Below are 12,621 nucleotides of genomic sequence, written 5' to 3'. Positions count from 1 at the left end.
CTGGCCGGGGTCGCCGGCGTTTTCGCCGGCGTGGCCGGGGTACCCCAGCTCAGCGTGAAACCATTGGTGTAACGGAGGTCGGCGCGCTCGATCGGCGCGTCCTGGCGGTTGAGCTGCGGCAGCACCTTGACGAAGCGCTGCATGCGCGAGCGCGCGTCGTCACGGCCGACCACCACTTCGGTGCCGTTGCTCAGCACCAGCGACCAGCTGCCGCGTGCATCCATCGTCACCCGGCGCACGTCGACGCCGGCCGGTGCGAACAAGGCACGCGAGTCGCTGTACAGCTTCATCACTTCCTGGGTCTGGCTGTCCGGGCCATCCAGCTCCGGCAGTTCCAGGTCGGACAGCTTCTTCGGCGTGGGGAACAGCTTGCCCTGCTCGGAGACCAGGCGGTCGTTGCCCCAGCGTGCGAACGGCTTGTGCTCGACCAGGGTCACTTCCAGCACGTCCGGCCACTGCTTGCGTACCTGCGCGCTTTCCACCCACGGCAGCTTTTCCAGCGCGTCCTGCGCATCCTGCAGCTTGACCGCGAAGAACCCGGCGCGCGCGTACGGCAGCAGCACCTGCTGCAGCTGCTCGGCCGGTACCCGCTTGAACTCGCCATGCACGCGCAGCTTCGCCAGCGGCCAGCGCTCGGCGCCGACCCAGCCATTGACCACGGCCACCACCGGCAGTGCAACCACCGACAGTGCCAACAGCCAGACGAAGATGCGCAGCAGCGCGTTCATGCGTGCGTGGCCTCCAGGGTCTGTTCCAGCACGCGCCACACCACTTCCTCGAAACCGATGCCGGCCTGGCGGGCCGCCTTGGGTACCAGCGAATGGCTGGTCATGCCCGGCGCGGTGTTCACTTCCAGCAGGAAGAAACGGCCGCTGGCGCGGTCACGCATCACGTCCACGCGGCCCCAGCCACGGCAGCCGGCGGCGCGGAATGCGGCCAGCGCGATGCGGCGGATCTCGTCTTCGTCGCTACCGTCCAGGCCCGGGCACAGGTACTGGGTGTCCTCGGCGATGTACTTGGCGTTGTAGTCGTACCACTGGCCCTTGGGCACGATGCGGATCGACGGCAGGGCAACGTCGCCAAGGATGGCCACGGTCAGCTCATCGCCCACCACCATCTGTTCCATCAGCAACTGGCCGTCGTAGCGCGCGGCCAGGGCCACGGCCTCGTCCAGGCCGGCCTCGTCGGTGACCCGGCTGATGCCCACGCTGGAGCCTTCGTTGGCCGGCTTCACCACCACCGGCAGGCCCAGCTCGGCGGCCAGCGCATGCACGTTCGACGCGTCGACCTTCCGGTACTGCGGCGTTGGCAGGCCCAGCGACAGCCACACCTGCTTGGTGCGGATCTTGTCCATGCTCAGCGCCGAACCCAGCACGTCCGAGCCGGTGTACGGCACGCCGAAGGCGTCCATCAGGCCCTGCACGATGCCGTCCTCACCGCCACCGTTGTGGCCATGCAGGATGTTGAACACGCGGTCGATGCCACCGGCGGCGAGCGCGCTGGCCAGCGCCGGAATGCCATCGACGGCGAACGCATCGACGCCGCGCGACTGCAGGGCTTCGAGCACGTTGCGGCCCGAATCCAGCGACACCTCGCGTTCGCTGGAACTGCCGCCGAGCAGCACGGCGACGCGGCCGAACACGGCCGGGTCGGTCACGCGCAGCGGCGGGAAAGTCAGCGCGCTCACGCCTGGCCCTCCGCCTGGAAGCCTTCCACCGCGATATGGGCGGCCACGGCACCGATATCGCCGGCCCCCATCATCAGCAGCAGGTCACCGTCCTGCAGCACGTCCGGCAGCACGCTGGCCAGCTCGGCGGCCTTGCCCACCACCACCGGCTCGCTGCGGCCACGCGCGCGGATGGCGCGGGCCAGCGCATGCGAGTCGGCACCGGCAATGGGTTCCTCACCGGCCGGATAGACCTCGCTCAGCACCAGCGCGTCGACGCTGGACAGCACCGCGGCAAACTTGTCGAACTGGTCACGGGTGCGGCTGTAGCGGTGCGGCTGGAAGGCCACCACCAGGCGCTTGTCAGCCCAGCCGCCGCGGGCGGCGGCGAACACCGCCTCCAGCTCGCTCGGGTGATGGCCGTAGTCGTCGATGATGCGCACCTTGGCACCGCTGGCGGTGGTCACTTCGCCCAGGTCATTGAAGCGGCGGCCGACACCGGCGAAGCCTTCCAGCGCGCGCGCGATGGCGTCCGGTGCCACGCCCAGCTGCCAGCCCACCGCGGCGGCGGCCAGCGCGTTGAGTACGTTGTGCCTGCCCGGCAGCGCCAGCACCACTTCCTGGCTGGTGCCCTGCGGCAGGCGCAGCGTGAAGCGCATGCGCGATCCTTCCTGCACCACGTTCTCGGCGCGCACGTCGGCCTGCGGGCTCATGCCGTAGCTCATCACGTGGCGCGGGGTCCTGGCAGCCAGCGCGGCCACTTCCGGATCGTCGATGCACAGCACCGCCAGGCCGTAGAACGGCAGGCGCTGCAGGAATTCGGCGAACGCCGCCTGCACGCGGGCAAAGTCGTTGCCGTAGTTCTCCAGGTGGTCCGCATCGATGTTGGTGATGATCGACATCAGCGGGTTCAGGCGCAGGAAGCTGCCATCGCTTTCGTCGGCCTCGGCCACCAGCCACTGCCCACCGCCCAGCTTGGCGTTGGCACCGGCAGCCAGCAGCTGGCCACCGATCACGAACGTCGGGTCCAGGCCACCTTCGCTCAGCACCGCCGCGGTCAGGCTGGTGGTGGTGGTCTTGCCATGGGTACCGGCCACGGCGATGCCGCGGCGGAAGCGCATCAGCTCGGCCAGCATCGCCGCGCGCGGCATGATCGGAATGCGCTGGCTGCGCGCTTCCATCAGCTCCGGGTTGTCCTCGCGGATGGCGCTGGAGACCACCACGCAGTCGGTGCCCAGCACATTGGCTGCCGAGTGGCCGCGCATGATGCGCGCACCCAGGCTGGCCAGGCGGCGGGTCGCTACGTTGTCGGCGTTGTCCGAGCCGGACACTTCGTAGCCCAGCGTCAGCATCACTTCGGCGATGCCACTCATGCCGGTGCCACCGATGCCGACGAAATGCACGCGCGGGAACGCGCGCACCAGGTCGTTGGTGTCGTGCAGGCGACGGATCATGCGCGGCCTCGCGCAGGGCAGGCGCGGTGGCATGCCTTATTCATACAGCTTCCTCGAGAATGATATCGGCGATGCGCTCGGCGGCATCGACCTTGGCCAGGGCACGCGCGGCTTGCGCCATCTGCATGCGGCGGGCGGGATTTTCGGACAGATCGCGCAGCAGTGCGGCAATGCCGTTGGCCAGCGTTCCGTCCTGCTTCAGCAACACCGCCGCGCCGCGCTCGACCAGGTACTCCGCATTGCGGGTCTGGTGATCGTCGACGGCAGCGGGGAATGGCACCAGCACGCTGCCGACGCCGGCTGCGCACAGCTCGGCCAGGGTCGACGCACCGGAGCGGCACACGACCAGATCGGCCCAGGCGAAGGCCTCGGCCATGTCCGCGATGAACGGGGTGATTTCCGCCTGCACGCCGGCCTTGGCATACGCCTCGACCGCCTCGGCATGCATTTTCTCGCCGCTCTGGTGGCGCACCTGGACCGGCACGCCGGCACCCAGCGCGGCAATCGCCTGCGGCACGCCGGCATTGAGTGCGCGCGCACCCTGGCTGCCGCCCACCACCAGCACGCGCAGCGGGCCGTTGCGGTCGGCGAAGCGCTGTTCCGGCGGAGCGATGGCAGCGATCTCCGCACGCACCGGGTTGCCGACGAACTCCTCGCGCTGGGCGAAGGTGCCCGGGAAGCCGGTCAGCAGCCGGCGCGCATAGCGCGACAGGATGCGGTTGGTCAGGCCCGGTGCACGGTTCTGCTCATGCACGATCAGCGGCAGGCCATGCAGGCGCGTGGCCATGCCACCCGGGCCGGAGGCGAAGCCACCGAAGGCCACCACCGCACGCGGCTGGCGCTTGCGGATGATCATGCCGGCCGCGCGCAGCGCGCGCATCAGCCGCCATGGCGCCGCCAGCAGCGCCAGCTTGCCCTTGCCGCGCAGGCCGGTGATCGCCAGCGTGTCGATGGCGATGTCGTGCTGCGGCACCAGGCGGGTTTCCATCGCGCCTTCGGCGCCCATCCAGGTGACCGGCACGCCACGCTCGCGCAGCACGCGGGCCACGGCCAGGCCGGGGAAGATGTGACCGCCGGTACCACCGGCCAGGATCATCACCGGGCGCACCTTCTCGTTGGCTGCACTCATGACAGCCTCCCGAAGGTCGGTTCGATGCGCGACTGCAGGCGGCTGGTGCCGCGCGCTGCGTTCGCCGCAGCGGCAGCCGTCGGCTCGGCGCTCGCCGGCACGCTGGCGGCCACCGGCGTGGCGGCGGCGTCCATCGGCTCGGCAGCCGTTTCTTCGGCGCCACCGATGCGCACGGCCTGGCGACGCTCGGCGCGCTTGAGCTCATAGGACACGCGCAGCAGCAGGCCCATCGCCACGCAGGTCATCAGCACCGACGAGCCGCCGGAGGAGATCAGCGGCAGAGTCAGGCCCTTGGTCGGCAGGATACCCAGGTTCACGCCGATCGAAACGAAGGTCTGCATGCTGATCCACAGGCCGATGCCGAAGGCGATGTAGCCGGAGAAGTGGCGCTTCATTTCCACGCAGCGCATGCCCAGCCAGAAGGTACGGCCGACCAGCAGCGCGTACAGCGCCACGATCACGCAGGTACCCAGGAAACCGAATTCCTCAGCGGTGACCGAGAAGATGAAGTCGGTATGCGCTTCCGGCAGGTAGTAGAGCTTCTGCACCGAATTGCCCAGGCCGACGCCGGTCCACTCGCCACGGCCCACCGCCATCAGCGCGTTGGACAGCTGGTAGCCGTCGCCCTGCTGGTCGGCCCACGGGTCCAGGAACGAGGTGATGCGGCGCATGCGGTACGGCTCGATGATCGCCAGCGCGCTCATGCCGACCAGGCCGATGACCACCGGCATCGACATGCGCGGCATGTTCACCCCGCCCAGCACCAGCATGCCGGCGGTGATCGCCAGCAGCAGGGTCGAAGAACCAAAGTCCGGCTGCAGCAGCAGCAGCACCACCAGCGCACCGGCCACGCCCAGCGGCTTGAGCATCGCCGGCCAGGTCGCATTGACCTCGTCGCGGAAGCGCACCAGGTAGCTGGACAGCCAGACGATGTACAGCACCTTCACCGCCTCGACCGTCTGGAACTTGGAGATGCCCAGGTTGATCCAGCGGCGTGCGCCGTTGACCGTGCTGCCCAGGCCCGGCGCGAACACCGCCAGCAGCAGCACGAAGCAGCCCAGCAGCAGCATCTGGTTGTACTGCTCGATGGACTTCAGCTCGGTGCGGGCGGCGATGACCGCCAGCACGATACCCACCGCCAGGAAGATCAGGTGGCGGTTGAGGTAGTAGAACGGGCTGCTCATCAAGGCGATCGAGCTGGACGCCACCATCACCACGCCCACGCCGGTGAGCGCGATGATCGCGCCCAGCAGCCACTTGTCGTAGCTGCCTTCGATGGCTTCAAGGCGTGTTGCCTGGCGGGACAGGTCGTTCATCTCAGCGCACCTTCAACGTGGCCAGGCCGATCAGCACGAGCACGACGGAGATGATCCAGAAGCGCACGATCACGCGCGGCTCCGGCCAGCCCTTCAGTTCGAAATGGTGGTGGATCGGCGCCATGCGGAACACGCGCTTGCCGGTCAGCTTGAACGAGGCGACCTGGATCATCACCGACAGGGTTTCGATGACGAACACGCCGCCCATGATCACCAGCACCAGTTCCTGGCGGGTGATCACCGCGATGGTGCCCAGCACCGCACCCAGCGCCAGCGCGCCGATGTCGCCCATGAAGACCATGGCCGGATAGGTGTTGAACCACAGGAAGCCCAGGCCGGCTCCGGCGATGGCCGCGCAGATGATGACCAGCTCGCCGGCGCCCGGGATCTGCGGGATCTGCAGGTAGTTGGCGAACACCACGTTGCCCGAGGCATAGGCGAACACGCCCAGCGCGCAGGCCACCAGCACGGTCGGCATGATTGCCAGGCCGTCCAGGCCGTCGGTCAGGTTCACCGCGTTGGAGAAGCCGACGATCCAGAAGTAGGCGATGGCCACGAAGCCGATGCCGGCCAGCGGCAGCGCGACCGACTTGAACATCGGGATGTAGAAGGTCAGCGCTGCCGGCACGTCGGCCGTGTAGAACAGGAACAGGCCCGCGGCCAGGCCGAAGATCGACTGCAGCAGGTACTTCCAGCGCGACTTCAGGCCGTTCGGGTCACGGCGGACGATCTTGATCCAGTCGTCATACCAGCCGATGGCGCCGAAGCACAGCATCACCGCCAGCACCAGCCACACGTAGCGGTTGCGCAGGTCGGCCCACATCAGCACCGACAGGGTGATGGTGAGCAGGATCAGCGAACCGCCCATGGTCGGCGTGCCGGCCTTGGAGAAATGGGTCTGCGGGCCGTCCTGGCGGATCGGCTGGCCGCCCTTGAACTGGGCGAGCTTGCGGATCATCGCCGGGCCAAGCCACAGCGACAGGAACAGGGCCGTCAGCGCGGCAAGGATGGCGCGGAACGTCTGGTAGTTGAACAGCCCGAACAGGCTCTCCAACTGCTGCAACCATCGAGCCAGTTCATACAACATGCGGGGATTCCTCTCCTTGCGCCAGCAGCGCTTTGACAATCGTGTCCATGGCGCTGCCACGGGAACCCTTGACCAGGCAGCGCACGCCGGCGTGCAGCTCGTCCTTCAGCGCCTGCGACAGCGCGTCGTGGGTGGCGAAATGACGGCCGCCGTCGCCGAAGGCGGTGGCGGCGGCGGCACTGAGCGGGCCCAGCGCGTACAGGCGCTTCAGGCCGGCGGCGCGTGCGCGGATCCCGGCCTGCGCATGCAGCGCCTCGGCGTCCGGGCCCAGCTCGCGCATGTCACCCAGCACCAGCCAGCCCTCTTCCGGGGCAGCGGCCAGGGCATCGATGGCCGCAGCCAGCGAGCCGGGATTGGCGTTGTAGCTGTCGTCCACCAGCACCGCGCCGTTGCGCAGCTGATGGGCAATCTGGCGTCCCGGTACCGGCTGCGCCTCGGCCAGACCGGCCGCAATCAGCGCCAGATCGACACCGGCCGCCAGCGCCAGGCTGGCGGCGGCCAGCGCATTGCTGACGTTGTGGCGACCCGGCAGGCCCAGCACCACGCGGGCTTCGCCGGTCAGGGCGACCAGGGTGAACTGGCTGCCCTGTGCACCGGCGCGGATCTCGCGCGCGGTCACGTCCGCCGAGTGTTCCAACCCATAGCGCAGCACGCGGCAACGCTGCGGGCGACCGACAAAGTGCTGCTCGAACCAGCGGCCGTAGGCATCGTCGGCGTTGATCACCGCCACGCCATCGGCCGGCAGCGCGGCATAGATCGCCCCCTTGGTCACCGCCACGCCGAGCAGGCTGCCCATGCGTTCCAGGTGTGCCGGGGCAATGTTGTTGACCAGCGCATAGCGCGGGCGGGCGATGTCGGTCAGGTAGGCGATATCGCCAGGCTTGCCAGCGCCCATCTCGTAGACGGCGTAGTCGGCATCTTCCGGCGCGTCGATCACCGCCAGCGGCAGGCCGATCTCGTTGTTGCGGTTACCCGGGTTGGCGTAGACCACCTTGTGTGCGTGCTGGGCCACCTGCTGCAGGATCGACAGCAGCAGGCTCTTCACGCTGGTCTTGCCATTGCTGCCGGTGATCGCGAACACCTCGGTGCCACGGTCACGCTGCATGCCGGTGGCGATCTTCGCCAGTGCCAGCTCGCTGTCGGCCACCAGTACCTGCGGCAGCTCGATCGGCAGCAGCCGCTCGACCAGCAGCGCACTGGCACCGCGCGCCTGCGCGTCGGCAGCGAAGTCATGGCCGTCGAAACGCTCGCCGCGCAGCGCCACATACAGGCTGCCCGGGCCCAGGCTACGGGTGTCATTGCTGACTGCATCGATGGCCACGTCGTCGCCATGGATCTCGCCGCCGGCCCAGTGTGCGATCAGCGAAAGCAGGGTGCGCTTCATGCGGCGCCCTCCCCGGCCTTTGCCTGCAGAACACCGGCCTTGGCCGCCAGTGCAGCCGCAGCCACTTCGGTGTCGTCGAAGTCATGGCGCACGCCATTCACTTCCTGGTACGGCTCATGGCCCTTGCCGGCAATCAGGATGATGTCGCCGGCACCGGCACGCTTCACCGCCAGGCCGATCGCACGCGCGCGGTTGCGCTGCACGGTCACGGCATCGGCGTGCTGGAAGCCGGCCAGGATGTCGGCCACGATCACGTCGCCATCCTCGCCGCGCGGGTTGTCGTCGGTGACGATGACCTGGTTGGCCAGGCGCTCGGCAATCGCCGCCATCTGCGGACGCTTGCCGGTATCGCGCTCGCCACCGCAGCCGAACACGCAGAACAGCGTGCCCTGCAGATGGCCGTGCAGGCTGTCCAGCGCCTGCTCCAGCGCGTCCGGGGTATGGGCGTAATCGACCACCACGGTCGGCAGACCGTCTTCACCACCCAGGCGGTTCATGCGGCCACGGATCGGCTGCAGCGCCGACAGCACTTCGGCGATGCGCGGCAGCGACTGGCCCTGCGCATGCAGAGTACCGGCCACGGCCAGCAGGTTGTCCACGTTGAAGCGGCCCAGCAGCGGCGACTGCACCGCAGCACGCTGGCCGTCGATGACCAGCTCGAAGGCAATGCCGCGTCCATCCAGTTGCAGCGCCTCGGCGCGCACGCTGGCGTCAGCGGCACCGCGCGAGCTCAGGCCGATCGGTTGCACGCCGGCAGGCAGGCCAGCGAACAGCTGGCGACCGAAGGCGTCGTCCAGGTTGACCACCGCCGCCTTCAGGCCCGGGCGATGGAACAGCCGCGCCTTGGCCGCGCCGTAGCTGGCCATGTCACCGTGGTAGTCCAGATGATCGCGGGTGAGGTTGGTGAACACCGCCACGTCGTAGTGCACGGCATCCACGCGGCCCTGGTCCAGCGCGTGCGAGCTGACTTCCATCGCCACCGCGCGCGCACCGGCGTCGCGCAGCTGTGCCAGCAGCGCATGCATCTGCAGTACCAGCGGCGTGGTGAATCCGGTCGGCTCGACCGCGCCATAAAGTCCGGCGCCCAACGTGCCGATACTGCCACTGGGCGTTCCGAGCAGGTGCCAGGCCTGGGCCAGCAGCTGCACGGTGGAGGTCTTGCCGTTGGTACCGGTCACGCCGACCATCGCCATCGCCCGCGACGGCGCGCCGTGGAACTGGTCGGCCATCGCCCCCATGCGCGCCCGCAGGCCCGGCACGGCGATCGCATCGGCCGGCGCCGGCAGCTCGGCCGGTGCCGGTGGCTCGAACAGGATGGCGCTGGCACCGGCCGCACGGGCCTGCTCGACAAAACCCAGGCCATGCGCGCCGAAACCGGCGATGGCGACGAAGGCATTGCCGGGGCGCACGGCGCGGCTGTCCAGCACCAGGCCGGTCAGAACGGGATCATGGCCCGCCAGGGCCACGTCCGGAAGCAACTGCGAAAGCAACATCGAAGGACTCATTGCGTGCCTCCCGTAGCGGGCGGCGTCTGGGCTTGCGCGCTCGGCAGCGCAGCATCGAATTCAGCGGCGGCATCTACCGGCAGCGCGGTCTCGGCCGGCGGTGCGGGCAGGATCGAGGCCGAATGGCCGACCTTGCCCGACTGCTGTGCGGCCAGCCACGACTGCAGGTCGTCCAGCGGCACGTCCATCAGGCGCAGGGTGCCTTCCATCACGTTGTGATAGACCGGCGCCGACACCAGGCCGCCGTAGAACTTGCCGGCCTGCGGATCGTTGATGACGATGACGGTGGCGAAGCGCGGGTTGGTGGCCGGCACCACGCCGGCAAACAGCGCGTTGTAATGCCCGCGCTCGTAACCGCCCGGGCCAGCCTTGCGTGCAGTGCCGGTCTTGCCGGCCACGCGGTAGCCCAGCACCGCCGCCTGCTTGGCGCCGCCCTGGGTGACCACCGTTTCCATCATCGCCACCACCTGCCTGGCGACGTTCTCGTCGATGATCTGCTGGCCTTCGTTGCGCTGGCCCTTGACGAAGGTCGGCGCGATCAGGCGCCCGCCGTTGGCCAGCGCCGAGTAGGCGGTGGCAATCTGCAGTGGCGTGACCGACAGGCCGTAGCCGTAGGACATGGTGGTCTTGGTGGTCCCCGACCAGCGCGCCGGACGCATCACCACACCAGCCGATTCACCGGGGAAACCGCTGTGCGGCGCCGAGCCATAGCCGAAGCGGCGCACGCCGTCATAGAAGGTCTGGTCCGGCATCTTCGCCGCAACCTTGGCTGCACCCACGTTCGAACTGCGGGTGATCACGCCGGTCACGTTCAGCACGCCGTTGTTGCGTGGCACGTCGCGGATGGTGAAGCGACCCAGCGTCATGTAGCCCGGGTTGGTGTCGATGATGGTGTCCTTGGTCACCGCACCGGCCTGCAGCGCGGTGGCGATGGTCAGCGGCTTCATCGTCGAACCCGGCTCGACCAGGTCGGTCACCGCACGGTTGCGGCGCGTATCAGGGATCGCGCCGGTCAACGAATTCGGGTTGTAGGTCGGCAGGTTGACCATGGCCAGGATCTCGCCGGTGGTCACGTCCATGATCACCATTGAACCGCCGGCCGCCTTGTTGGCCACCAGCGCGTTGCGCAGTTCCTTGAAGGCCAGGTACTGGATGCGGCGGTCGATGCTGAGGGTCAGGTCCTTGCCCGGCTCAGCGGCACGCAGCAGATCGCTTTCGACGGTCTCGCCCTTGCGGTTGCGGATCACCCGCTTCGCACCGGGCTTGCCGCGCAGCCATTCGTCGAAGGCCAGTTCCAGGCCTTCCTGGCCGCGATCATCGATGTTGGTGAAGCCCAGCACGTGCGCCATCGCCTCACCCTGCGGGTAGAAGCGGCGGAACTCGCGCTGCGCGGCCACGCCCGGAATCTTCAGCGCGACCACCTTCTCTGCCTCGTCCGGATTGATCCGGCGACGCAGGTACATGAATTCCTTGTCCGACTTCTGCGACAGGCGGCTGCTCAGCTCATCCACCGATATGCCGACCGCCTGGGCCAGCTCGGGGATGCGCTCGGGCGAACGCAGCAGGTCCTGCGGGTTGACCCAGATCGAGGCAACCGGCGTGGACACCGCCAGCGGCTCGCCGTTGCGGTCGGTGATCATGCCGCGCGAAGTCTTGATCGGCAGCTCGCGCAGATAGCGGGCCTCGCCCTGGCGCTGGTAGAAGTCGCTGTTGATGATCTGCACGTAGGCCGCGCGGCCGACCAGCGACACCGAGCACAGGCCGAGCGCCAGCGCGACCCAGCGCAGGCGCTGGCGCAGGTTGAAGGCATTGCGTGGACGGTTGCGACCGGCCTTGCTCATGGGCGCACCACCACGATGTCGGCGGCCTCGGGGAACTTCATGCCGAGCTTTTCGCGGGCGATGCGATCGACACGGTTGGCTTCGGCCAACGTGGCCTGCTCCAGCTGCAGGCGGCCGAATTCCAGGTTGATGTCATCGCGCTTGCGCTCGGCGCGCGACAGCTCGATGAACGTCTGCCGATGACGGTGACGCACGAACACGACGCCGATCGCCGAGGCCACGGTGCAGGCCAACAGGATGATCAGCAGCAGCCGGCTCATGCGTCGGCCTCCCGCTTCTGGGCCACGCGCAGCACCGCGCTGCGGGCGCGCGGGTTGGCGGCCAGCTCTTCGTCGGTGGCCTTGATGGCCCCACCGATCAGGTCCAGCGTCGGCACGAACGCAACGGCCTCGGGCAGGCGGCGGTTGGCCGGCGGCGCCTTGGCCAGGCGGTTCATGTACTGCTTGACGATGCGGTCTTCCAGCGAGTGGAAGCTGATCACCGCCAGACGGCCACCGGGCTTGAGCCGTTCCACCGCCGCATCGAGCCCTGCTTCCAGATCGGCCAGCTCGCGGTTGATGTGGATGCGGATGGCCTGGAAGCTGCGCGTGGCGGGATGGATCTTGTCCTTGCCACGCGGCATCACCGAGGCAATCAGCTCGGCCAGTTCGGCGGTGCGGGAGAACGGCTGCTTCTCGCGGCGGGCCACGATGGCGCGGGCGATGCGCCGGCTCTGCCGCTCTTCGCCGTAGGTCCACAGCACATCGGCGATCTCGCGCTCTTCGACGCGGTTGATCCACTGCGCGGCGCTTTCACCGCTGTCCGGGTCCATGCGCATGTCCAGCGGGCCGTCCTTGCCGAAGCTGAAGCCTCGTTCGGCCACATCCAGCTGCGGCGACGACACGCCCAGGTCGAACAGCACGCCGTCCAGGCCTTCGGCCGTGGCATCCCACTGCAGCAGCTGGGCGAAGCTGCCACGGAAGATGGACACGCGCGGATCCGGCGCGAAATCGCGCTCGGCAACGGCGATGGCTTCCGGATCCTTGTCCATGACCAGCAGGCGCCCCTCGGGACCGAGCTGGGTAAGCACGCCACGTGCATGACCGCCACGACCGAACGTGCCATCCAGATAACGTCCGTTTTCGATCACCCTCAGGCCTTCAAGGACCTGGGTGTACAGGACCGGCAGGTGCACCGCCGGCGACTGCGACACCGGAAGGTGACCGGTCTGCGCTTCTGGGCGCATCCGGGCACCCCGGC

The 12,621-nt window shown here is 68.5% G+C and carries 10 protein-coding genes and 1 pseudogene; all 11 read right to left on the bottom strand.

Annotated features, from left to right (window positions below; all coding sequences use genetic code 11):
* Nucleotides 1-50: 50 nt before the first annotated feature.
* Nucleotides 51-728 (bottom strand): annotated as a pseudogene (locus AC10QF_RS08115) (cell division protein FtsQ/DivIB); the annotation flags it as partial.
* Nucleotides 725-1,687 (bottom strand): D-alanine--D-alanine ligase, encoded by a 963-nt coding sequence (locus AC10QF_RS08110; RefSeq protein WP_494542026.1) that lies wholly within the window; start codon nucleotides 1,685-1,687, stop codon nucleotides 725-727. The pseudogene AC10QF_RS08115 and the gene AC10QF_RS08110, both read right to left, overlap by 4 nt.
* Nucleotides 1,684-3,120 carry a UDP-N-acetylmuramate--L-alanine ligase gene (murC, locus tag AC10QF_RS08105; RefSeq protein ID WP_494542025.1) on the bottom strand — a complete coding sequence of 479 codons (1,437 nt, stop codon included), beginning with the start codon at nucleotides 3,118-3,120 and terminating at the stop codon, nucleotides 1,684-1,686. Before murC ends, AC10QF_RS08110 begins: the two co-directional genes overlap by 4 nt.
* 40 nt (nucleotides 3,121-3,160) lie before the next feature.
* Nucleotides 3,161-4,249 carry an undecaprenyldiphospho-muramoylpentapeptide beta-N-acetylglucosaminyltransferase gene (gene murG / locus AC10QF_RS08100; RefSeq protein WP_494542024.1) on the bottom strand — a complete coding sequence of 363 codons (1,089 nt, stop codon included), beginning with the start codon at nucleotides 4,247-4,249 and terminating at the stop codon, nucleotides 3,161-3,163.
* Complete coding sequence (ftsW, locus tag AC10QF_RS08095; protein ID WP_005415292.1) at nucleotides 4,246-5,565, bottom strand: putative lipid II flippase FtsW; 1,320 nt, start codon at nucleotides 5,563-5,565, stop codon at nucleotides 4,246-4,248. Before ftsW ends, murG begins: the two co-directional genes overlap by 4 nt.
* A gap of 1 nt (nucleotide 5,566) precedes the next feature.
* Nucleotides 5,567-6,652 carry a phospho-N-acetylmuramoyl-pentapeptide-transferase gene (gene mraY, locus AC10QF_RS08090; RefSeq protein WP_005415291.1) on the bottom strand — a complete coding sequence of 362 codons (1,086 nt, stop codon included), beginning with the start codon at nucleotides 6,650-6,652 and terminating at the stop codon, nucleotides 5,567-5,569.
* Nucleotides 6,642-8,036 carry a UDP-N-acetylmuramoyl-tripeptide--D-alanyl-D-alanine ligase gene (locus AC10QF_RS08085; protein WP_494542023.1) on the bottom strand — a complete coding sequence of 465 codons (1,395 nt, stop codon included), beginning with the start codon at nucleotides 8,034-8,036 and terminating at the stop codon, nucleotides 6,642-6,644. The genes mraY and AC10QF_RS08085 overlap by 11 nt, the downstream gene beginning before the upstream one ends.
* On the bottom strand, nucleotides 8,033-9,541 hold the full coding sequence (locus AC10QF_RS08080; RefSeq protein WP_494542022.1) for a UDP-N-acetylmuramoyl-L-alanyl-D-glutamate--2,6-diaminopimelate ligase: 1,509 nt from the start codon (nucleotides 9,539-9,541) through the stop codon (nucleotides 8,033-8,035). The genes AC10QF_RS08085 and AC10QF_RS08080 overlap by 4 nt, the downstream gene beginning before the upstream one ends.
* Nucleotides 9,538-11,382, bottom strand: coding sequence for a peptidoglycan D,D-transpeptidase FtsI family protein (locus tag AC10QF_RS08075; RefSeq protein WP_494542021.1), 1,845 nt, complete (start codon nucleotides 11,380-11,382; stop codon nucleotides 9,538-9,540). Before AC10QF_RS08075 ends, AC10QF_RS08080 begins: the two co-directional genes overlap by 4 nt.
* Nucleotides 11,379-11,642: a cell division protein FtsL gene (ftsL, locus tag AC10QF_RS08070; protein ID WP_005415286.1), complete on the bottom strand. Its 264-nt coding sequence runs from the start codon at nucleotides 11,640-11,642 to the stop codon at nucleotides 11,379-11,381. The genes AC10QF_RS08075 and ftsL overlap by 4 nt, the downstream gene beginning before the upstream one ends.
* Nucleotides 11,639-12,607, bottom strand: coding sequence for a 16S rRNA (cytosine(1402)-N(4))-methyltransferase RsmH (rsmH, locus tag AC10QF_RS08065; RefSeq protein WP_012479154.1), 969 nt, complete (start codon nucleotides 12,605-12,607; stop codon nucleotides 11,639-11,641). The genes ftsL and rsmH overlap by 4 nt, the downstream gene beginning before the upstream one ends.
* Nucleotides 12,608-12,621 lie beyond the last annotated feature (14 nt).

This window comes from Stenotrophomonas maltophilia complex sp. Om-AH-Sm3 (assembly GCF_059337855.1).
The sequence above is the reverse complement of the archived record's forward strand: the minus strand, read 5'-3'. Positions and strand labels throughout refer to the sequence as shown.